The sequence below is a fragment of the Streptomyces sp. NPDC026522 genome, from assembly GCF_055567555.1.
Genome location: NZ_JBVHQF010000001.1, coordinates 680,233 through 701,964, shown reverse-complemented (window position 1 = coordinate 701,964; position 21,732 = coordinate 680,233). Strand labels below are relative to the sequence as shown.

Below are 21,732 nucleotides of genomic sequence, written 5' to 3'. Positions count from 1 at the left end.
CCACTCGCGGCCGTCTCTCGTCGGTGTCGTCGTTGGCGCGTGCCCGCCTTCGGGTGGCGCAAACCCGTGGTGCGGCCGCCCGTTACAGTCGGCGCGTGAACGTAGTCCGCTCCATCGCCCTGTTCGTCGTGGCCGCCCTCCTGGAGATCGGCGGTGCCTGGCTGGTCTGGCAGGGCCTGCGGGAGCACCGGGGGCGGCTGTGGGTCGGCGCGGGGTTCGTGGCCCTCGGGCTGTACGGAGTCGTCGCCACGTTCCAGAGCGACGCGAACTTCGGCCGGATCCTCGCCGCTTACGGGGGTGTCTTCGTGGCGGGGTCCCTCGCCTGGGGGATGGTCGCCGACGGGTACCGGCCCGACCGCTACGACGTCACCGGCGCGTTGGTCTGCCTCGCCGGCATGGCCGTGATCATGTACGCACCGCGCGGCCACTGAGGCGCTGCCATCGGTCAGTGGCCGGGCTCCGGTCCGGCGACCGCCACTTGGGCCGGCCGCAGCAGCCGGCCGCCGACCCGGTAGCCGGGGCGCAGGACGCGGGCGCAGGCCGGGCCGGTGCGCCGCGGGTCGGGGGCGGAGGTGACGGCTTCGTGGACGCGGGGGTCGAAGGGGTCGCCGGGTTCGCCGAAGGCCTCCAGTCCGAGGGCGGCGAGGCGGGATTCCAGCAGGCGGGCGACGGCTTCGAGCCCTTCACCGGCTTCGCCGTGCGCGCGGGCGGCGTCCACGGCGTCGAGTACCGGCAGCAGCCCGGTGAGCACGTTGGAGACGGCCGCCTCGCGGACGGCGAGCCGGTCCCGCCGGACGCGTTTGCGGTAGTTGTCGTACTCCGCCTTGAGCCGTTGCAGGTCGGCCGTGCGCTCGGCGAGCAGCACGCGGACCGCTTCCGGGGTTCCCGCAGCCGCGGCCGGCCGGGCGCGCGCCGGGTCCGGGAGGCCGGCCCGGTCCGGGTGGCCGGGGGCGCGGGGGGTGAGGGCGGGCGGCCCGGTCCGCCGCCGGTCGCCGAGGACCACGACCGCGGCGGCGTCGGGGCGTTCCCGGCGCGGGGGCTCGGCCGGGTGGTTCATGCCGTGTCTCCCTTGGGCTTCTCGTCGTCGACGATCTCGGCGTCGACCACGTCGTCGTCGGGCGCGCCGTCCTCGGCCCCGGCCCGGCCGGCGCCGGCCGCGCCACCGGTGGCGGCCCGGTCCGCCTGGGCATCGGCGTAGATCGCCTGGCCGAGCTTCTGGCTGACCGCCGCGACCTTCTCCGTCGCGGTACGGAGCGCGGCCGTGTCGCCGCCCTCGGCGGACTCGGCCTTGAGCTGCTCCTTCAGTTCGGCGACGGCCGCCTCGACCTCGGACTTGACGTCGGCCGGGACCTTGTCCTCGTTGTCCTTGACGAACTTCTCCGTCTGGTACACGAGCTGCTCGGCCTGGTTGCGGGTCTCCGCGGCCTCCTTGCGGCGGCGGTCCTCCTCGGCGTGCTGTTCGGCGTCGTGCACCATGCGCTGGATGTCGTCCTTGGGCAGCGAGGAACCGCCGGTGACGGTCATCCGCTGTTCCTTGCCCGTGCCGAGGTCCTTGGCCGTGACGTGCATGATGCCGTTGGCGTCGATGTCGAAGGTCACTTCGATCTGCGGGACGCCGCGCGGGGCCGGCGGCAGACCGGTCAGCTCGAACATGCCGAGCTTCTTGTTGTACGCCGCGATCTCGCGCTCGCCCTGGTAGACCTGGATCTGCACCGACGGCTGGTTGTCCTCGGCCGTCGTGAACGTCTCGGACCGCTTGGTCGGGATGGTCGTGTTGCGCTCGATGAGCTTGGTCATGATGCCGCCCTTGGTCTCGATACCGAGGGACAGCGGGGTCACGTCGAGCAGCAGGACGTCCTTGACCTCACCCTTGAGCACACCGGCCTGGAGGCTCGCGCCGATCGCGACGACCTCGTCCGGATTGACGCCCTTGTGCGGGTCCTTGCCGGTGAGTTCCCGGACCAGGTCGGTCACGGCCGGCATCCGGGTGGAGCCGCCGACCAGGATGACCTCGTTCACGTCGCCGACCTTGATCTTCGCGTCTTTGACGGCCTGGTGGAAGGGGGCCTTGCAGCGCTCCAGCAGGTCCGCGGTCAGCTGCTGGAACCCGGTGCGGGTGAGCTTCTCCTCCAAGTGCAGCGGGCCCTCGGCGGAAGCCGTGATGTAGGGCAGGTTGATGTTCGTCTCGGTCGCGGAGGAGAGCTCGATCTTCGCCTTCTCGGCGGCCTCGCGCAGCCGCTGGAGCGCCATCCTGTCCTTGGTCAGGTCGATGCCGTGGCCGTTGCGGAACTGCTGGGCGAGGTGGTCGACGATCCGCTGGTCCCAGTCGTCACCGCCCAGGTTCGTGTCGCCGTTGGTGGCCTTCACCTCGACGATCCCCTCGCCGATCTCCAGGAGGGACACGTCGAAGGTGCCGCCGCCGAGGTCGAAGACGAGGATGGTCTGGTCGTTCGCCTTGTCCAGTCCGTAGGCCAGGGCGGCGGCCGTCGGCTCGTTCACGATGCGCAGGACCCGCAGGCCCGCGATCTCGCCGGCCTCCTTGGTGGCGGTGCGCTGCGCGTCGTTGAAGTAGGCGGGGACGGTGACCACCGCGTCGGTGACGTCCTCGCCGAGGTAGGCCTCGGCGTCCCGCTTGAGCTTCTGCAGGACCCGCGCGGAGATCTCCTGCGCCGTGTACCGCTTGCCGTCGATGTCCCCGTGGTCCGGGAAGCGCCACTGCGGGTCGCCCATGTGCCGCTTGACCGAACGGGCCGTGCGGTCCACGTTCGTGACCGCCTGGCGTTTGGCGATCTCCCCGACGAGTACCTCCCCGCCCTTGGCGAAGGCGACGACCGAGGGGGTGGTCCTGGCCCCTTCGGCGTTGGGGATGACGGTGGGTTCGCCGCCTTCCAGGACACTGACGACGGAGTTGGTGGTGCCGAGGTCGATGCCGACCGACCGTGCCATGGTCCGCTCCCTTCGCGGCTGCGGGCCGGTCACTCGCGTCGGCGCGGGAATCCCCCGGTCCCGCAGGACGGTTGCGGACAGCCGGCGGTGCGTACGGGGCCGGCCCTCACCTCCTGGATACGTCGGCGCCACCCGCCTGTCAACGCGCCCGGTGGACGCGCCCGGGAACCTGCCCGGGGGAACCGTTTCGGCAGGGCCGCCGCGGGCAGGCGCCCGGCACACAGGTTCCGTCGCGCGGCAGCGGAGGTGGCCATGCCCGTGTTCGTCGGGACGTCCGGCTGGCAGTACCGCGACTGGGCGGGGACCTTCTACCCGCCGGACGTGCCCCAGCGCCTGTGGCTGGAGGAGTACGGGCGGCACTTCGCCACGGTGGAGAACAACAACGCCTTCTACCGGCTGCCCGCCCCCGAGACCTTCGCGGCGTGGCGCGCCCGGACTCCGGACGGTTTCGTGATGGCCGTCAAGGCCAGCCGCTTCCTGACCCACATCAAACGCCTGCGCGACCCCGAGGAGCCGGTGCGCCGGCTGATGACGCACAGCTCCGCCCTCGGGCCCCGGCTCGGGCCCGTACTGCTCCAGCTGCCGCCCACCCTGCGCGCGGACCCGCGGACCCTGGACGCCTGCCTCGCCTGCTTCCCGGCCGGGGTCCGGGTGGCGGTGGAGCCCCGGCACGAGTCGTGGTGGACCGATGAGATCCGGTCGGTCCTCGCCGAGCGGGGCGCCGCGCTGTGCTGGGCGGACCGGCACTCGCGGCCGGTGACCCCGCTGTGGCGGACCGCCGACTGGGGGTACGTACGGTTCCACGAAGGCCGCGCGCAGCCGTGGCCCCGGTACGGGCCGGGCGCGCTGCGCTCCTGGGCGGGGCGGATCGCGGACACCTGGCCGGCGCGGGCGGACGTGTTCGCCTACTTCAACAACGACCCGGGCGGGGCCGCCGTCCGGGACGCCGAGGCGTTCCGGCGGCTGGTGGGCGCGGCGGTCCCGGCTTGACGGGGCGGCGGCGGTTCACCCGTCCGCTCCGGCCGGACGGGCGGACGCGGAACGGCCACGGGGGTGTCGGGGCGCGGGCCGCCCGGCACCTGGGAGTCTGACGGCATGGTGCTGACGACCTCCCCTTCCCTCACCGGCCAGGAGCAGCATCAGCGGGTACGGCGCAGGCCGGGCCCGCAGAGCGCGGCCGCGGCGGTTTCCGCGGCGGTCGCGATGGGCGCGTACTGCCTGGCGATGGCGGTGCACGGGACGTATCCGTTCGGCGGCCGCTCGCGGGCGGTCAACGACCTGGGCAACCAGTTCGTGCCGTTCCACGCCCACCTGTGGGACCTGATGCACGGGGGCACCGAGGGCGATCTCCTGTTCAACTGGGGCAGCGGCTACGGGGCGCCGTTCCTCGCCGATTTCTTCACGTACCTGATGAACCCGTTCTCGTGGCTGGTGGCCCTGTTCCCCCGCGACCGGGTCGAGCTGCCGGTCTTCCTCGTCACCCTGCTGAGCATCGGTCTGGCGACCGCCCTGATGACGGTGTGGCTCGGCCGGCTGCGGCCCGGCCCGGCGTGGCCCCGCGCGGCCCTGGCGGTGGGCTACGGCGTCAGCGCCTGGACCGTGTCGAACGGTTTCGCCGACCCGATGTGGATGTGGGGGCTGGTCGCCTTCCCGCTGACCGGGTTCGCGTACGACTGGTGCCTGCACGGACGGCGCTGGGTGGCGGGCACACTGCTCGTCGCGGTGTCGTGGGCCGGCAACTTCTACACCGCCGCGATGGCGACCCTGGGCATGGGGCTGGTCCTGCTGGTCAGGCTGCTGCTCGACGGGCGGCCGTGGCCCGTCCGGCGGCAGGTCCTGCTGCGGGCCGCGGCCATGACGGCGGCCGGGGTGGCGCTGGTCGCCCCGGTGCTGACGGTCACGTTCCCGGCCTCGCGGGCGTCGCAGCCCGGCCCGGAGGTCCACTACCCCGGGCCGCCCGCGCTCCGCGACTACCTCGCCCACCTGCTGCCGGGCGGCTTCCACACCAGCGCGCCGCAGGTCTCGGTGGGGATGCTGCCGCTGCTGCTCGTCCTCGCGTACCCGTTCGTGCGCCGGGTGCCGGGCCGGGAGCGGGCCGCCTGGTGCGTGCTGCTCGTCCTGGTGGCGCTGTCCTACGTCTGGACGCCGACGATCCTCCTGTGGCACGGCCTCGCCCTGCCCAACGGGGGCCCCTACCGGGCCTCGTTCACCCTCGCGGGCATGCTGGTGGCCGTGGCCTGGCTGGCTCTGGCCGCCCGGCCGCGCCCCCGGGAGCTGCTGGCGGGGGCCGCGTCGCTGGGCGTGCTGCTCGTCCTCGCCGGGTCCAGTGCGTACTTCACCGCCGCCACCTGGCTCCTGGCTCTGGCCGGGGGCGCGGTGCTGACGGCCCTGCTGGTCCTGCTGCCGCGGGCCCGTGGCCGGGCCGGGCGGGTCGCCGTGGCGGGGACGCTGATCGGCGCGGTCTTCGTCTCCACCGTGTTCACGGTGGTGTCGGTGACCGAGCAGCGGGACCGGGAGGAGTGGTGGCGGCCCAAGCGGACCCTGGACGCGCAGTCGCTGGCGGCGCGGCGGGCGGTGCGGGCGCAGAACCGCTGGCCGGACCTGCGCAGTGAGCCCGGTCCGCACGAGTTCGCCGACAACGACCCGCTCCTGCTGGGCGGTCAGGGCGGCGCGTACTACAGCAGCTACCTGCCCGCGCGTACCGCTGAGACCCTGCGGCGGCTGGGGGCGGGCTGGTACATGGGGGGCCGGCACACGGTCGGCTTCGAGGACCCGGTCGGCCGGGCGGTCATGGGCGTGGGCAGCTACCTGGACCACGGCGGCGCGGGCGGGTTCACCCGGCGGGCGGCGGACGCGGCCCCGGTGGTGACCGTGCGCGAGGACCCGCAGCCGCTCGCCGCGGACACCGTGTTCGCCCGTCAGGAGCAGGTGCTGGGGGCCCGGGTGTACACGGTGCCCGCGGCCCGGCCGGTGGGCGGCGCGACGGCCACGGCTCGGTCCGACGGGAGCTGGCGGCTCGCGCGCGGCGCCCGTACCGCGTTCGCCTTCAGCTGCGCGGCGGGGACTTCCGCGTTCGCGTACGTGCCCTGGTTCTCCGGCACCCTCGACGCGCTGGGCGGCCACGAGCGGTTGTCGGGCGGGTTCCCCGTGACGAACAACGGGCTGGTGCCGCTGGGCCGGGTCCCGGCCGGCGGCGAGGTGGTGCTGACGCTCACCGGCGACCGCGCCCAGGACGTCCCCCGCTTCCCGGTGGGCTGCCTGGACCAGCGCGGACTCGGCGCGGCGGTGGCCCGCCTGCGGGCGTCCGCCCCGGGCCGGGTGACGGCCGGCGGCCACACGATCGAAGCCGTCTTCCCGGCGCGCTCGACCGGCACCGCCGTCGTGGCCGTCCCGGCCGTGCGGGGCTGGCGGTGCTCCGTGGACGGGGCGACGGCGAAGGCGCCCGGCACGCTGGGCGGGCTGATCGCCGTACCGCTGGGGCCGGGGGCGTCCCGGGTGGCCTGTGCGTACCGCACTCCCGGTCTGACGGCCGGGCTCGTGGTGAGCGAGGTGACCCTGGCCGCGCTGCTGGCCGCGATCCTGGTCTCCTCGGCGCCGCCCGGTGGGCGCGGCCGCGCTCTGCTCGGGCGCGCGGCCCGGCGGCTGCGGCGGCTCAGGACGCGGTGACGGCGGTGGCGCCCTCCATCGCCCGCAGCCGCCGCAGGGAGGCGCGGCGCTGGACGACGGAGAGCGCCGCGACCGCCGCGCCGAGTACGACCCAGCCCGCGGGACCGGCCGGCAGCACCGCGCCCGTCAGCAGCAGCGGGCCGGCCGACTTCTGGACCGACTGGGACATCCCCGCCACGCCCAGGTAGGACGCCCGGGACCGGGCCGGGGCGAGGGAGACCGCGAGCTCCCAGGAGCTCACCGAACGCATCAGCTCCGCCCCGGTGGCGAGCACCGCCGCGAGGAGCAGGCCGGCCGACGCGGCCCAGGTCCCGGCGCCGGTGGACAGCGCGAGCAGCAGGCAGCAGCCGAGCAGCGTCAGCCCGTACAGGGCCACCGCTCCGGCGGCCTGCCGAGGTTGCCCGGCCTTCGCCGACACGCGCAGCTGGAGCACCACGACGAGCACGGTGTTGATCACGAGGAAGGCCGGGACCAGGGCGTGCGGCGCATCGGTGCGGGTGACCAGCCACAGCGGCAGCCCGACCGTCAGGATCGAGTCGTCCAGGTTCATCGGGATGTCCAGCAGGACGAACCGGAGGTAGCCGCGGTCGCGCCAGGGGCTCGTCGGGGCCGGCGGCGGGTCCGCGGGGTCGCCGGCACGCGCGGCGACGCGTCCGTGTTCCCGCGGCTCGCGGGTGCGCCGGACCAGGACGGCTGCGGCGAGGAAGGAGAGGGCGTTGGCCAGGATCAGGGCCTGGTAGGCCTGCCGGGTGCCGATGGCGAGCCCGACCGCGGCGACGCCCGCGCCGAGGGCGTAGCCGGCGTTGGCCGAGCTGCGGGCGAGGGCCTGGTAGGTGGCGCGGCGGTCGCCCGCCACCCGGGTCGCGAAGAGCATCTCCAGCGTCTTGGCGGCCCGGTCGCCCAGGCTGGTGAGGGCCACGACCGCCAGCAGCACCTCGTAGCGCGTGACGATGAGCAGGGCGAGGAGCGTGCCCAGGCGCACCAGGTGGGCGGCGATCAGCAGGTGCCGTACGGGGAAGCGCCCGGCCAGCTGCCCGGCGAGCGGGGAGCCCGCGATCCCGGCCACTCCGGCGGCGCCGAGCAGGATCCCCAGTTGCCGGGCGTCCAGCCCGGCCACGAAAGTGAAGTAGAGGACGCAGGCGGCGGCCCACACGCCCGTTCCCGACCGGTCGAGGAACTGCGCGAGGAGCATGATCCGCGCGTCCCGGCCCCCGGGCGGTCGCCGCAGCTGCCCCAGCAGCCCCGCCGGCCGCGCCTTCCGGGTCTTCGTACCGCCCCGCATTCCCGCTCTCCGTTCCCCCGGACCATGTATCTCGATGTCGAGATACATGCAGGAGACTGCCCCATGAGAATCTTGACGTCAAGATATTTCCGCGTGGTCGGAAGCACGCCGGGCCCCACCGCCACGCCGAGGGCCGCCGACAGTGCTACAACTGGGTGCGTGACCGATCCTTGCCACCCGTGCCGGGGACGTCGGTGCGGTCACTGAGCAGAAACCGCCCGCGCAGCGTCGCCCGACAGGTATTCGTCCTCCAGGTGGCGATCGTGGTGCTGCTCGCGGCCGGCGCCGTCCTGGCCCTCGTCCTCCAGTCGAGCCACGACGTCGACCGCGAGGCGCGCAACCGTTCCGTCGCGGTCGCCCAGACCTTCGCGCACTCGCCCGGGCTCCAGCAGGCGCTGCGCTCCCCCGATCCCACCAAGCTCCTGCAGCCCGTCACCGAGGCCACCCGCACCGAGGCCGGGGTGGACTTCATCGTGGTGATGGACACCAACGGGATCCGCTACACCCACCCGCTGCCCGACCGGATCGGCAAGCGCTTCGTCGGCACCATCGGCCCCTCCCTGGGCGGCCACGTCCTCACCGAGAGCGTGAACGGCCCCCTCGGGAAGGAGATCCAGGCCGTGGTGCCGGTCTTCTCGCCGGACCACAAGGTCGTGGGCCTGGTGTCGGCGGGCCTGAAGGTCAAGAACGTCACCGGCGTCGTGAACCGGCAGCTCCCCGTCATCCTCGGCGCCAGCGCCGTGGCCCTCGCCCTGGCCACGGCCGGCTCGGCACTGATCAGCCGGCGCCTGCGGCGGCAGACCCACGGCCTCGGCCCGCTCGAGATGACCCGGATGTACGAACACCACGACGCGGTCCTGCACGCCGTACGGGAAGGCGTGCTGATCACCGACGGGACCGGGCGGCTGCTGCTCGCCAACGACGAGGCCACCCGGCTGCTGCGGCTGCCGCCGGACGCCGAGGGCCAGCTCGTCGGCGAGCTGCCGGGACTGGACCGGGAACTGGCGGAACTCCTGAAGTCCGGCCGGGAGGCCACCGACGAGATGCACGAGGCCGGGGACCGCCTGCTCGTGATCAACCAGCGGCCGACCCATCTGCGCGGCCGGTCCGAGGGCACCTCGGTGACCATCAGGGACTCCACCGAGATGCGGGTCCTCAGCACCCGGGCCGACGCCACCCGCAGACGGCTCAAGCTGCTGTACGACGCCGGCGTGGGCGTCGGAACCACCCTCGACGTGGAGCGCACGGCCCAGGAACTGGCCGACGTGGCCGTCCCCCGCTTCGCCGACTTCGTCACCATCGACCTGGCCGAGCCGGTCCTGCACGGCGACGAGCCCACCTCGGCGGCGGACCTGCGGCGCACCGCCGTCAGCGGGATCCGGGACGACTCGCCGCTCTACCCGCGCGGCATCCTGATCGACTTCCTGCCCTCCACCCCCCAGGCCCGCGGCCTCAACAGCGGCCGGGCGGAGGTGGTGACCGACCTCGCCGACGCGCCCGGCTGGTACGCCCAGGACCCGCCCCGGGCCCAGGCGATCATCGACTACGGCATCCACTCCTTGATCACCGCTCCCCTCAAGGCCCGGGGCGTGGTCCTCGGGGTGGTCAACTTCTGGCGCTCGCGCAAGCCCGAGCCCTTCGACGAGGAAGACCTGTCGCTGGCGGAGGAACTCGTCGCCCGGGCCGGGATCACCATCGACAACGCGCGCCGCTACACGCGCGAACACGCCCTCGCGGTGACCCTCCAGCACAGCCTGCTGCCCCGGGACCTGCCCGAGCAGAACGCCGTCGAGGTGGCGCACTACTACCTGCCCGCGCAGTCCGGGGTCGGCGGCGACTGGTTCGACGTGATCCCGCTCCCCGGCAGCCGGGTCGCGCTCGTCGTGGGCGACGTCGTCGGGCACGGCCTGCACGCCGCCGCCACCATGGGCCGGCTGCGCACCGCCGTGCTCAACTTCTCCTCCCTCGACCTGCCGCCGGACGAACTCCTCGCCCGCCTCGACGACCTCGTCCAGTACATCGACCAGAGCACGGACGGCGAGGGCAGCGGTGCCGGCCTGCTCGGGGCCACCTGCCTGTACGCGGTGTACGACTCGGTCACCCAGCGCTGCACGATCGCCCGGGCCGGACACGTGCCGCCGTTCGTCGTGCGCCCCGACGGCCGGGTGGAGATGCCGGAACTGCCGCCCGGCGCGCCGCTGGGGCTGGGGGGGTTCCCGTTCGAGTCGGCCGAGCTGGACCTGAGCGAAGGCACCCAGCTGGTGCTGTACACGGACGGGCTGATCGAAGACCGGGCCAGGGACATCGAGGAGGGACTCGACCTGGTCCGCGCGGCGCTCGGACACGCCGACCGGGAGCCGGAGGAGACCTGCCGGGCCCTGCTCAAGGCGATGCTGCCGGTACGGCCCCGCGACGACGTGGCCCTCCTGGTGGCGCGGACGACGGCGCTCGGCGCGGACCGCATCGCCGAGTGGGAGGTCCCCTTCGAGCCGAGCGCCGTCGCGGAGATGAGGGCCCTCGCCGCCCGGAAGCTGGAGGAATGGGGCCTGGAGGAGCTCGCCTTCGGCACGGAACTGGTGCTGAGCGAGCTCGTCACCAACGCCATCCGGCACGGCGTCGCTCCCGTCCGGCTCCGCCTGCTGCACGACCGGGTACTGACCTGCGAGGTCTTCGACAGCAGCAGCACCTCGCCGCACCTGCGGTACGCCGCCACGACGGACGAGGGCGGCCGGGGACTCTTCCTGGTCGCGCAGATCAGCCGCAGGTGGGGCGTGCGGTACACCCCCGAGGGCGGAAAGGTCATCTGGTCCGAGCAGCAGCTGCCGGACGCCGGGAGCCCGTGACGCTCACTTCGGGCTCGGATACACGCGGGACTGTTTGACGCTGCCGTAGGCGAAGCTCGACTCGATGGACGCGATGCCGGGGATGGCGTGGATCCGGTCGCGCACGAGGGCTTCGTAGGCCTGGAGGCTCTCGATGACGACGCGCAGCAGGTAGTCGCTGCTTCCCGCCATCAGGTAGCAGTCCTGGATGTGCTCGATGACGGCGACGTGCTCCTCGAAGCGGCGGACCGCCTCCCCCGTGTGCCGTTCCAGCCTTATCCGGACGAACACGGTGATCGGCAGTCCGAAGCCGACCTGGTCGACCATCGCCGTGTAGCCGCGGATGAGACCCGCCTCCTCCAGCCGGCGGACCCGGCGCAGACAGGGCGAGGGGGAGAGCCGGACCCGGTCGGCGAGGTCCTGGTTGGACAGCCGGCCGTCGGCCTGCAACTCGCGAATGATCTGGAGATCGACCGCGTCCATCGTCACTCCTTGGCAGATTCTGCCCCCAAGGTAGGCGCGGAGGGCAGAAGTGGCAATCGGCTGCCCCGGGAAAAGCCCTAGCGTTGCCTTGTGGCCGGATCCGGCCCTTTGAGGCTGGAGGAATCCCCTTGGCAACGACGCGAAGCCGTCCCGCGGCGGCGCCCCCGCGCGTCGCGGGCCCGCCCGCCGGGCTGGTCTCCCCGCAGGCGCGCGGCATGCTGGCGCTGGCCGCGACCGTGGCGATCTGGGCCGCCTTCGCGCTCAGCGCGCGGGCCCTCAGCTCCTCCTCCCTGCTGCCCGCCGACGCGGGGCTGCTGCGCTTCGGCGTGCCCGTCGTGGTGCTCGCGCCCGCGCTCTGGCGCCGTCGCCGCGGCATCGCCGCCGTCCGGCCGGCCACCGCCGCGAAGATCATCTGCGGAGCCGGCGTGCCGTTCTTCCTGGCGGCGATGTACGGCGGCTCCCTGACGTCCGCGGCCTTCGTCGGCTCCCTGATCCCGGGCATGGTGCCGCTGTTCGTCTCCGCGCTCATGGTGGCCGGCGGGCGCGGCGTGCCGCGCGGCACGCAGGCGGCGGGGCTCGCGCTGATCGCGGCCGGCGTCCTCGCCCTCGTGTGGCGCTACGTGGTGCCGGTGGACGCGGACGTGCTGGCGGGAGCGGGGGTGCTGCTGCTGGCGAGCGGGCTGTGGGCGCTGTACACGGTGGGGCTCCGGGAGGTCGCGCTCGACCCGGTCGGATCGATCGGGCTGCTGTGCGTGCCGTCGTTCGCCGTACTGGCACTGCTGGTGCTGACCGGTGTACTGCCCACCGGTCTGGCGTCGGCGGCGGGCGGCGACATCGCCCTGTTCCTGGTGGTGCAGGGGCTCGGCGTCGGGCTGTGCGCGGGACTGCTGTACGCGTTCGCCATCCAGCGGCTGGGCGCTGAGCGCAGCTCCGTGTTCGGCAGCCTCAGCCCGGTCGCCGTCGTGCTGCTCGCCGTTCCGCTGCTGCACGAGTCGCCGACGCCGAGCGTGCTCGTCGGCGTACCCGTGATCACCGCGGGCGTGGTCCTCGCCAACCGGCGCCCGGCCGCCGCCACCGCTTCCCCCACCTCCACCACCTCCACCGCCGGAAGGGCGTCGTAGATGCTCGAGCTCCTCCTCCCGCCGCCCGTCGACCCGCTGTGGGACCTGACCGAGGCGTACAGCGCCGACACCAGGCCCGAGCGGCTGAACCTGGTCCTCGGCGTGTACCGCGACGAGAGCGGTGCCACACCGGTCATGGCGGCCGTACGCGAGGCCGAGATACGCCTGGCGGAACGTTCCGCCTCGAAGGAGTACCGGGGGCTCTCCGGCAACCTCGCCTTCAACCGCGCGATGCTGTCGATGCTGCTCGGTGCGGACGGCCCGGCCGAGCGGGCCGTGGCGGTCCAGACCGTGGCCGGCAGCGGCGCCCTGCGCCTGCTGGCCGACCTGATCTGCCGGACCCGGCCGGGCACGACCGTGTGGGTCAGCGACCCCGCCTACGTCAACCACCGGCCCATCCTGGAGGCGGCGGGCCTCACCGTGCGCACGTACCGCTGGCTGGACCAGGAGGGCATGCTGCACGACCTGGCCGGGGCGCGCCGGGACGACGTGGTGCTGCTCCAGGGGTGCTGCCACAACCCGACCGGTGTCGACCCGGCGCCCGACGCCTGGGAGGCGCTGGCGGCGCTGGCCGTGCGCGCGGGCTGGGTGCCGTTCGTCGACCTGGCCTACCACGGGCTCGGCGACGGCCTGGAGGCGGACCTGGCGGCGACGCGGATGCTGGCGCAGCGGGTGCCGGAGATGCTGCTCGCCGTCAGCTGCTCGAAGAACTTCGGCCTCTACAGCGACCGCACCGGCTGCGCCGTCGTCCTCGGGGCGTCCCCGGCGGCCCTGCGGCACGCGGAGACGGCCCTGCAGAACGCGGCCCGCACCCAGTACTCGATGCCGCCGGAGCACGGCGCGGCGGTGGTGACGGCCATCTGGGAGGACCCCGGGCTCCAGGCTTCCTGGCGCCGCGAGCTGGACGCCATGCGGGGGCGGATCTCGGCCAACCGGACGGCCCTGGTGGAGCAGCTGGAGGCGCTCGGCCGGGGCGCCGAGGCGGCCTCGCTGGCGCGGCAGAAGGGGATGTTCTCGATGCTGCCGCTCTCCCCCGCGCAGATGCTCCGACTGCGCGGGCGGTTCGCCATCTACGGGACGACCGCCGGCCGGGTGAACATCGCCGGCATCGGGCTCGACCGGGTCCCCTGCCTCGCCCGGGGCATCGCGGGGGTCCTGGCGGAGCGGGGCGCGGCCCTGGTCGGCTAAGGGCTGTCCCGTAATCCGCGGCGGGTCAGCGCGCGGCGTCAGATGCGGTGCATCGCAAGGCGGAGGGACGTCCTCATACTGGGCGTATTCGGGCGATCCCGACAACGTGGCGAGGTGCCGTAGCTGGCGCCACGCGCCCGCCGGGGATTACGGGACAGCGCTTACAGTAAGGCGCGTTTCGAAAGTCCCGCCTGCCCCGCGGCGGCCGGCGCTCCTTTCGAAACACGCCCTCGGGGTGTCCGGTTCGGCCGTCATCCCATCGGGTGCGCAGCGGATGCCTCCCGGCGCGCGGCGCGCGAGGCTGCGGTGACGGGCAAGCCATCACCGCACAGACGAGGACCGAGCCATGTCCCACCTCCGGCGTATCGGCGTCATCACCGGGGCGGCGCTGCTGCTCACGGCCACGGCCTGCTCGGCCGGCAAGACCACCGTGGGCAGCCTGAGCTTCCGCGCCCAGGACGGCCCGGTCGAGCTCGCCTACCTGAACACCCCCGTCCAGGGCTGCCACAAGATCAGCCTGCCGCGCGGCGCGGCGCACGTGGAGAACAACACCCTGGTCGACGTCATCCTGTACCGGACGCCGGAGTGCCAGAAGACCGAGAAGGCGCCGGGGATCTACGTCCCGACCTCCAGCTCGAACGTGACCGCCCCCGGCAGCCTGCCGTGGCGCAGCTTCAGCGTCGTCCACTGACCGGTTCCGGGACCGGTCCCGTCCGCACACGCGGAAGCGGGGCGGTGGCCGGGCGGCGGGCTCCCTGTCGGGAGCCCGCCCCGGTCACCGCCCCGCTCCACGGGACAGCCGGCGGGCCGTACGCGGTCAGACCGCGGGGGCCGGGTAGGTCGGGTACTCCACCCCGGAGACGTGCTGGACGACCCGGATGACCTGGCACGAGTAGCCGAACTCGTTGTCGTACCAGAGGTAGAGGATCGCGTTGTCGCCGTCGACCTTGGTGGCGCCCGCGTCGACGATCGAGGAGTGGCGGGAGCCGACGAAGTCCATGGAGACGGCGTCGGGCGCGGTGGTGAAGTCGATCTGGCGCTTCAGCGGCGAGTTCAGCGAGACGTCGCGCAGGTACTCCAGGACCTCTTCGCGGGTGGTCTCGCGGCCCAGGCGCAGGCTGAGGATGGCGATCGAGACGTCCGGGACGGGGACGCGGATCGAGCTGCCGGTGATCGGCGCCTTGAGGTCGGGCAGCGCCTTGGCGACGGCGGAGGCGGCACCGGTCTCGGTGATGACCATGTTCAGCGGCGCGGAGCGGCCGCGGCGGTCCGCCTTGTGGTAGTTGTCCAGCAGGTTCTGGTCGTTGGTGAACGAGTGGACGGTCTCCACGTGGCCGCGCAGCACGCCGTACTCGTCGTCCATGGCCTTCAGCGGCGGGACGATCGCGTTGGTGGTGCAGGAGGCGCAGGACAGGATCTGCTCGTCGGGCTTGATCGTGTCGTGGTTCACGCCGTGCACGATGTTCGGGACGTCGCCCTTGCCCGGGGCGGTCAGGACGACCTTGTCGATACCGGGGCGCAGGTGCTTGGAGAGCCCCTCGCGGTCGCGCCATTTGCCGGTGTTGTCGATGAGGATGGCGTCCTTGATGCCGTACGCCGTGTAGTCGACCTCGGACGGGTCGTTGGCGTAGATCACCTTGATGGTGTTGCCGTTGGCGATGATCGTGCTGTTCGCCTCGTCCACGGTGATGGTGCCCTGGAACTGGCCGTGGATGGAGTCGCGGCGCAGCAGCGAGGCGCGCTTGACGAGATCCTGCTCGCCGCCGCCGCGCACGACGATGGCGCGCAGCCGCAGGCCGTTGCCGGAGCCGGACTTCTCGATGAGCAGGCGGGCGACGAGGCGGCCGATGCGGCCGAAGCCGTAGAGGACGACGTCGCGCGACGCGCCGCGCTCGATCTTGTTGGCACCGGTGGCGCCGGCGACGGCCTCGGCGGTGAACTCCTCGACGGACAGGCCGCGGTCGTCGGCCTTGTACGTGGCGGCCAGCATGCCGATGTCGATCTGGGAGGGGCCGAGATCGAGCGCGGAAAGGGCCTGGAGGAACGGCAGCGTCTCGGTGACCGAGAGCTCCTCGCCGTCGATCTGCCGGGCGAAGCGGTGGGTCTTGAGGATGCTGACCACCGACTTGTTCACCAAGGAGCGGCTGTGGAGGAGGACGGTCACGTCCCGCTCCCGGTGCAGCTTCCCGATGATCGGGATCATCGACTCCGCGATCTCCTCGCGGTTCTTCCAGTGGGTGAACGAGTCGTCGTTGACAGTCACAGGTTTATCTTTCGAGCTAGGCGGCGCTCAGATGCTAACCCACCACCCGTTCGGGCCTTCGAACGGGTGCCCCCGAGCGGGCCCGCCACAGTCCGGTTTGCACCCGATGTTCCCGGTTCGTGCGGCGTGCCGGGCGGCCCGTGCGAGCCCGACTCGACCCCTGCCCCGTCGCGTCGCCCCGTGCGCCCTCAGCGGGCGGGACCGGCGTAGTAGCGGCGGCAGGCGCGCAGCATGCCCTCCGCGGAGAGGGTGAAGACGTCCACGAAGTCCCGCTGCTGCGGGGCGACGCGGCCCATCGCCACCACGCAGTCCCCGTCGGCCACGATCCGGGTGATGTGGTGGCGGGCCCCGAGCGCGGGGCGCTCCAGCTCGGCGACGCCGAGCGGGCCCGCGTGCAGGAGGGAGCCGTAGCCGTCGAGGTCGCCCGAGTCGAGGTAGTGGTAGGCCAGGCGTACGTGGTCGACTCCCGAGTCGGTGACCACGGGGCTCGGCGGAACCCGCCCGGCGTGCCGGCTGTTCATCTGCGACGTCCTTTCGACCTGCCGCACCCCGTCCGGTGGCGGCAAGTACACCGTGCGCCGGGCCCGCAACCCGGGGCTATCCCGCCCCTATCACCGCACTCGCCGGGGTCCGCGCGCGCGTACCGCGGGGCCGCGCGCGACGGGCGGCGGTGCGTGAGCGGCACCTCACCCTCGGTTTACGATCACGCAATCTCCACACCATGGACAACCGTAGAGGTGTTCGGGGAGACTGACCCTCCCGCTCCACCGTTCCTCTGGCGTTCCCCCAGCTGGGAGACTCATGACCGTTTCGCCCGGCGGCGCTGCCGACATCCCGGATGTGGTGGTTTTCCGGATCCTCGGCCCGTTACAGGTTGCCGGTCAGAGCGGGCCGGTGCGGATACCGCCGGGGCGGCAGGAAGTCATCCTCGCCGCCCTGTTGCTGGAGACGAACCGGGTGGTCAGCACCGACTACCTGGTGGACCTGATCTGGGACGACGAGCCGCCGGACACCGCACGCACCCAGGTGCAGATCTGCGTCTCCCGGCTGCGCAAGCTCTTCACCAAGGCGGCGATCGCCGCCGCCATCACCACCCGGCCGCCCGGGTACGTCCTCAAGACCGAGGGCGACCTGGTGGACGCTGCCGTGTTCGCGCGCCGGGTGGCGGACGCCCGGGCCCTGAGCCGTCAGGGTGCGCTGGCCGAGGCGGCCGAACTCCTGCGCGAGGCGGGAGAGTTGTGGCAGGGAGACTGCCTGAGCGGGGTGTCGAGCGAGACGCTGCGCAGCAAGGCGCTGCAACTGGACGAGGAACGGCTGACGGCCGCCGAGACCCGGATCGAGCTGGAGCTGGCCCTGGGCCGGCACCACCAACTGGTCGGGGAGATCCAGCTGCTGGTACGGGTGCACCCGCTGCGGGAGCGGCTGCGCGGGCAGTTGATGCTGGCGCTGTACCGCTCGGGCCGGCAGGCGGAGGCGCTGGAGAGCTACCGGGTCGGGCGCGAGCTGCTGGTGGAGGAGCTCGGGCTGGAGCCGGGGGCGGAGCTGCGCCGCCTGGAGTCCGCGATCCTGTCGGGCGAGGTGCCGCCGGTCGCACCGGCCGGGCCCGCTCCCGCTGCCCGCGCTGCCGCCCCGGGCGCGAGCCCGGCCGGCGACGACGGCGAGGCCGAGGGCACGGGGATTGCGGACCGGGGCGGCGCGGGCAGCGGGGGCAGCACGGACACCGCCGGTCCGGCAACGGGCGGCCCGGCGAGCGGGGAGAGACCCGACGGCCGCGCTTCCGCCCCCGCCGGCCGCACGCCGGCCGCCGGGCCCCCGTACCGCGAGGAGGTCCCCCGGCAACTGCCCGCCGACACCTCCGACTTCGTCGGTGACGAGGCACAGATCAGCCACATCGAGCAGACCCTGCTGGGCGAAGGGGGCCGCCGTGCCGTCGGCCTGGCCGTCATCGTCGGCAAGCCCGGTACCGGCAAGTCCACACTGGCCACCCACATCGCGCACCGCCTCAGTGAAACCGGCTTCCCCGACGGGCAGTTGTACTGCGACCTGCGCGGCACCGGAACCCCCGCCACCTCCACCGAGGTGCTCGGCCGGTTCCTGCGTGCGCTCGGCATCCCCGGGCCCGTGATCCCCGAGTCGCAGGACGAGCGGGCCGAGATGTACCGCACCCTGCTGGCCTCGCGCCGGGTCCTGGTCGTGCTCGACGACGCCGCGTCCGAGAGCCAGATCCGGCCCCTGCTGCCGGGCAGCAGCCGGTGCGCCGTCCTCGTCACCAGCCGGGTCCGGCTCACCGGCCTGCCCGGGGCGCACCGGGTCGAGCTGGACGTGATGAGCACCGAGCACGCCCTGGACCTGCTGGCCCGCGTCGTCGGCGCGGACCGCGTACGGTGCGAAGAGGTCGCGGCCGAGGCGCTGGTCCGGACGGTGGGCAGTCTGCCGCTCGCGCTGCGGATCGTCGCGGCCCGGCTGGCGGCGCGCCCGCACTGGACGCTGGCGTCCATGGTGCACCGCCTGGCCAACGAGCGGCACCGCCTCGACGAGCTCACGCACGGCGAGATGACGATGCGCGCCAGCCTCTGCCTGACCCACGACGGGCTGGCGCCCGAAGACCGGCGGCTGTTGCGGCTGCTCAGCCTGGCGAAGGGGCCGACACTGCCCGGCTGGCTGGCTGGGGCGCTGCTCGACGACCACCGACCCTTCCCTTCCGACCTGCTGGAACCGCTGGTCGACGTACAGATGCTGGACGTCGTCGGCGTCGAGTCCACGGGCGGGTTCCGCTACCGCTTCCACGAGATCATCCGGGTGTTCGCGCGCGAGCAGCTCGCGGCGCACGACGAGCCGGCGGCGCAGTCCCAGGCCCTCGCCCGGATGCTGGGCGGCTGGATGTCCCTGGCCGAGCAGGCCCACCGGCGCATCTACGGCGGCGACTTCACCGTCCTGCACGGCACCGCGCCGCGCTGGGAACCGCCGCCGGGCTGCGTGGACGAGCTGCTGGTGGACCCGCTGGAGTGGCTCGACAGCGAGCAGGCGAACCTGGTCCAGGCCGTCGAGCACGCCGCCGAACACGAGATGCACGAGCTGTGCTGGGACCTGGCGACGACGCTGACGACCCTGTTCGAGGGGCGCGGCTACTTCGACGAGTGGGAGCGTACGCACCAGCTCGCACTGGGTGCCGTACGGGCGGCCGGCAACACGCGCGGCACGGCGGCCCTGCTCGGTTCGCTGGGCGTGCTGTACCTCGGCCGCAGTCAGCTGGCGGAGTCCCACACCTCGCTCACCACGGCGCTCGGCCTGTTCCGGGAACTCGACGACCGCCAGGGCCTGGCCCTGTGCAATCGCGACCTCGCGCTGCTGGAGCGGATGCGGGGCGACGAGGAGTCGGCGCTGACCTTGTACGACCGGGCGCTGCGGGATTTCGACCGGGTCGGCGACGTGGTGGGCCGGGCCATCGTGCTGACGCAGAGCGCCCAGATCTGGATGCGGCGGGGACAGTCGGCGACCGCCCAGAGCCGGCTGGACGAGGCCCTCGGCATCTACCGCTCCGTGGGTTACACGGGCGGTCAGGCCAGGACCCTGCGCCGGGCGGGGCAGTTGCAGCAGGCCCAGGGTGAACACGAGCAGGCCGTGCGGACGTTCACCGAGGTGCTCCAGCTGTGCCGGGACAGCGGGGACGTGATCGGGGAGGGTCATCTGCTGCGGGATCTGGGCGCCGTGCACGCGGAGATGGGCCGGGGCGAGGCGGCGCGGGGCTTCTACGCCCAGGCGCTGTCGGTGCGCGAGCAGATCATGGACCAGGGAGGAGCCGCGGTCATCCGGCTGGATCTGGCCCGGCTGCTGGCGGCGAGCGGCGGGGCGGGCGAGCGCTCACGCTCGCGGGAGCTGCTGGAGAGCGCCGTGCGGGCCTTCCGCGAGCGGCGGATGCAGCCCGAGCTCGCCGAGGCCGAGCGGATGCTGGGCACCCGGGCGGTCGTGGTGCGCGCGCCGGCGACGGAGACCGCCGCCGGGGTCTGAGGTCCGCTTCGACGCGGGTCAGTCCCACGGGTTGGTCTGGCCGGTCGCGGTCGGCGACGGCGAGGTCTGGGGGGCGGTCACGCCGGTCGTGGCGGCCGGCGTGGTGGAGCCGCCGTCGGCCTGGGCGGCCTGGGCGCCGAGGGCGGCGGCCGCGGCGACGGCGGCGGTCACGAGGGCGGCGCGGAAGGCGTGGGTGAGGCTCATGTCGGTTCCTTTCGTCGGTGCGCTCCGGTGGTCCGGGGCGCTTCGTTCTTTCTGGACACCAACGTAGGAACAGCGGGAATCCCCGGACCGGCCCCGCTCCTATCGCCGCGTTATCACGGCCCGCTCGGGCGGCGCTCGGACCGTGATATCGCGATGCCGGAGGCGGGGTACGGGGGGCCGGCGCGATAGCGGGACGCCGTAGGGCGATAGCGGGCGCCGTCGGCATCACGATGCCCGGGGGATAGCGCGCTGCCGACGATGGGAAACAGGAACCGGGCCACTTCCGCCGAGGCCCCGCCGTTCCCCCACCGTCTTCGCCGGGAGCGCACATGACCGCCCAGTTGCACGTACTGCCGCTGACCAGAACCTCCGAGCCCGTGTCGGCGCCGCCCGAGTCTTCGCGGGTGGGCTCCCTGATCCGGGCGCACCGGCTGCGGATCGGGCTCACCCAGCGGGAGCTCGCCGACCTGTCCACGATCAGCGTGCGGGCCATCCGCGACCTGGAGCAGGGCAAGGCGCGCCGGCCGCGCCCCGACACGGTGCGGCTGATGGCCGACGCGCTGCGGCTGGGCCCGCGGGCCCGTACGGCCCTGGAGGCCGCGGCCCAGCAGGGCCGGACCGGCGGGCACGGGGCGGCCGAACCGCCGGCCCCGCCGACCGCACTGCACGCGATCGTGGGGCGGGAAGCGGAAATCACCGTCATCACGGGTGAGTTGGCGACGGGCTCCGAGCGGCTGGTGCACCTGGTCGGGCTGACCGGGATGGGCAAGACCCGGCTGGCGCTCGAAGTCGCCGACCGGCTGCACGCGACCGGGATGCCGGTGCTGTGGCACGCCTTCCAGGGCGCGAGCGCCGACCACCTCGGCCCGGACGAGGGCCCGTGGTCGGCGCGGGTCACGGCGGCGGTCTCCGCGCTGTGCCCGACGGCGCCCGAAGCGGCGGCGGCCGGCGTGCGGGACCCCATGGCCGGCCTGGCCGAACTGCTGGGCGACCAGCCCGCGTTGCTGGTCCTGGACGGGGCGCCGGCCGGGGCGCCGAGGTTCGAGCGGCTCACCGGGCTGCTGCGCTCCTGCCCCGGCCTGCGCCTGCTCGTCACCTCCGACCAGCCGTGGCGGACACCGGGCGAGCGGATCTTCCTGCTGTCCCCGCTGGAGGTACCGGCCGAGGACACCTGCGACGGCGACGGCACCGCCGCACCGGCCGCCGTACAGGTCTTCCTCGGGCATCTGCGGCGGGTCCGGCCGGAGTTCGTACCCGGCCCGGCCGACCTGCGCTGCGCGGCGCGGGTCTGCCGCGGCCTCGACGGCCACCCCGGGGCGCTGGCCGCCGCCGCGTCGTGGCTGGTGGTGTGCGACCTGCCGGCCCTGTGCCACAGCCTCGACGCCGACCCCACGGCGCTGCTCGACCACCTCGGCGGGGGCGAGGGGGCCGAGGACTTCCGCCGGGCACTGCGGCTGCGGCTCGACCGGCTGCCCGCGGACGCGTCCGCGCTGCTGGACGCCCTGTGCGGGGCTCCGGCGGCCGAGTTCGAGCTGACCGACATCACCGCGCTGACCGGGCGGAGCCTGCCCGACTGCGGCCGGACGCTGCGGGAACTGCTGCTGTCCGGCGCCGTCCGGGCGACCCACGAGGGCGGCGGCTCCCGGTTCCGGGTCCTCGGTCTGGTGCGGGCCGTGTGCCGGGGGCGGGCCGCGACTGCCGCCCGGGCGTGAACTGCTTCCGGAGTGCCGGAGCAACTGCCGCCGGGGC

16 protein-coding genes are annotated in these 21,732 nt (G+C 73.7%); 9 read left to right on the top strand and 7 right to left on the bottom strand.

The window, feature by feature from the left end; genetic code table 11:
- The first annotated feature begins 95 nt into the window (after positions 1-95).
- Positions 96-431, top strand: coding sequence for a YnfA family protein (locus tag ACZ4M3_RS02990; protein WP_467729574.1), 336 nt, complete (start codon positions 96-98; stop codon positions 429-431).
- 14 nt (positions 432-445) lie between these two features.
- On the opposite strand, the gene grpE is transcribed toward ACZ4M3_RS02990, so the two are convergent.
- A complete protein-coding gene (grpE, locus tag ACZ4M3_RS02985; protein WP_467729572.1) occupies positions 446-1,057 on the bottom strand; it encodes a nucleotide exchange factor GrpE in 612 nt (203 codons plus the stop codon).
- On the bottom strand, positions 1,054-2,946 hold the full coding sequence (dnaK, locus tag ACZ4M3_RS02980; RefSeq protein WP_467729570.1) for a molecular chaperone DnaK: 1,893 nt from the start codon (positions 2,944-2,946) through the stop codon (positions 1,054-1,056). Before dnaK ends, grpE begins: the two co-directional genes overlap by 4 nt.
- Before the next feature lie 252 nt (positions 2,947-3,198).
- On the opposite strand from dnaK, the gene ACZ4M3_RS02975 reads away from it, so the two are divergent.
- Positions 3,199-3,936 (top strand): DUF72 domain-containing protein, encoded by a 738-nt coding sequence (locus tag ACZ4M3_RS02975; RefSeq protein WP_467729568.1) that lies wholly within the window; start codon positions 3,199-3,201, stop codon positions 3,934-3,936.
- 105 nt (positions 3,937-4,041) lie between these two features.
- Positions 4,042-6,612 carry a YfhO family protein gene (locus ACZ4M3_RS02970; RefSeq protein WP_467729566.1) on the top strand — a complete coding sequence of 857 codons (2,571 nt, stop codon included), beginning with the start codon at positions 4,042-4,044 and terminating at the stop codon, positions 6,610-6,612.
- On the opposite strand, the gene ACZ4M3_RS02965 is transcribed toward ACZ4M3_RS02970, so the two are convergent.
- Positions 6,599-7,894, bottom strand: a complete 1,296-nt coding sequence (locus ACZ4M3_RS02965) for an MFS transporter (protein ID WP_467729564.1) — start codon at positions 7,892-7,894, stop codon at positions 6,599-6,601. The two genes, ACZ4M3_RS02970 and ACZ4M3_RS02965, sit on opposite strands and share 14 nt — an antisense overlap.
- Before the next feature lie 194 nt (positions 7,895-8,088).
- Between ACZ4M3_RS02965 and ACZ4M3_RS02960 the strand changes: the two genes are divergently transcribed.
- Complete coding sequence (locus ACZ4M3_RS02960) at positions 8,089-10,737, top strand: SpoIIE family protein phosphatase (protein ID WP_467730118.1); 2,649 nt, start codon at positions 8,089-8,091, stop codon at positions 10,735-10,737.
- A 3-nt stretch (positions 10,738-10,740) separates the two neighbouring features.
- Here ACZ4M3_RS02960 and ACZ4M3_RS02955 read toward each other — a convergent pair whose 3' ends face one another.
- Positions 10,741-11,199: an Lrp/AsnC family transcriptional regulator gene (locus ACZ4M3_RS02955; RefSeq protein WP_453356183.1), complete on the bottom strand. Its 459-nt coding sequence runs from the start codon at positions 11,197-11,199 to the stop codon at positions 10,741-10,743.
- Between the two features lie 128 nt (positions 11,200-11,327).
- On the opposite strand from ACZ4M3_RS02955, the gene ACZ4M3_RS02950 reads away from it, so the two are divergent.
- From ACZ4M3_RS02950 to ACZ4M3_RS02940, 3 genes are all read left to right on the top strand, one after another.
- Positions 11,328-12,320: a DMT family transporter gene (locus ACZ4M3_RS02950; protein ID WP_467729562.1), complete on the top strand. Its 993-nt coding sequence runs from the start codon at positions 11,328-11,330 to the stop codon at positions 12,318-12,320.
- The gene (locus ACZ4M3_RS02945) at positions 12,321-13,508 is read left to right on the top strand and encodes an aromatic amino acid transaminase (protein WP_467729560.1); all 1,188 of its coding nucleotides are present in this window, start codon (positions 12,321-12,323) and stop codon (positions 13,506-13,508) included. It abuts the gene before it with no gap.
- A 346-nt stretch (positions 13,509-13,854) separates the two neighbouring features.
- Positions 13,855-14,199, top strand: a complete 345-nt coding sequence (locus ACZ4M3_RS02940) for a hypothetical protein (RefSeq protein ID WP_467729559.1) — start codon at positions 13,855-13,857, stop codon at positions 14,197-14,199.
- A 126-nt stretch (positions 14,200-14,325) separates the two neighbouring features.
- Here ACZ4M3_RS02940 and ACZ4M3_RS02935 read toward each other — a convergent pair whose 3' ends face one another.
- Both ACZ4M3_RS02935 and ACZ4M3_RS02930 read right to left on the bottom strand, forming a co-directional pair.
- Positions 14,326-15,771 (bottom strand): glyceraldehyde-3-phosphate dehydrogenase, encoded by a 1,446-nt coding sequence (locus ACZ4M3_RS02935; protein WP_453357424.1) that lies wholly within the window; start codon positions 15,769-15,771, stop codon positions 14,326-14,328.
- Positions 15,772-15,959: 188 nt separating this feature from the next.
- A complete protein-coding gene (locus ACZ4M3_RS02930) occupies positions 15,960-16,292 on the bottom strand; it encodes a nuclear transport factor 2 family protein (RefSeq protein ID WP_467729556.1) in 333 nt (110 codons plus the stop codon).
- Positions 16,293-16,572: 280 nt separating this feature from the next.
- Here ACZ4M3_RS02930 and ACZ4M3_RS02925 point away from each other — a divergent pair, with 280 nt between their 5' ends.
- Entirely contained in the window at positions 16,573-19,779 is a 3,207-nt protein-coding gene (locus ACZ4M3_RS02925; protein WP_467729554.1) for an AfsR/SARP family transcriptional regulator, read from the top strand.
- An 18-nt stretch (positions 19,780-19,797) separates the two neighbouring features.
- Here ACZ4M3_RS02925 and ACZ4M3_RS02920 read toward each other — a convergent pair whose 3' ends face one another.
- Positions 19,798-19,983 (bottom strand): hypothetical protein, encoded by a 186-nt coding sequence (locus ACZ4M3_RS02920; RefSeq protein WP_467729552.1) that lies wholly within the window; start codon positions 19,981-19,983, stop codon positions 19,798-19,800.
- Between the two features lie 329 nt (positions 19,984-20,312).
- Here ACZ4M3_RS02920 and ACZ4M3_RS02915 point away from each other — a divergent pair, with 329 nt between their 5' ends.
- Positions 20,313-21,695 (top strand): helix-turn-helix domain-containing protein, encoded by a 1,383-nt coding sequence (locus ACZ4M3_RS02915; RefSeq protein ID WP_467729550.1) that lies wholly within the window; start codon positions 20,313-20,315, stop codon positions 21,693-21,695.
- Positions 21,696-21,732 lie beyond the last annotated feature (37 nt).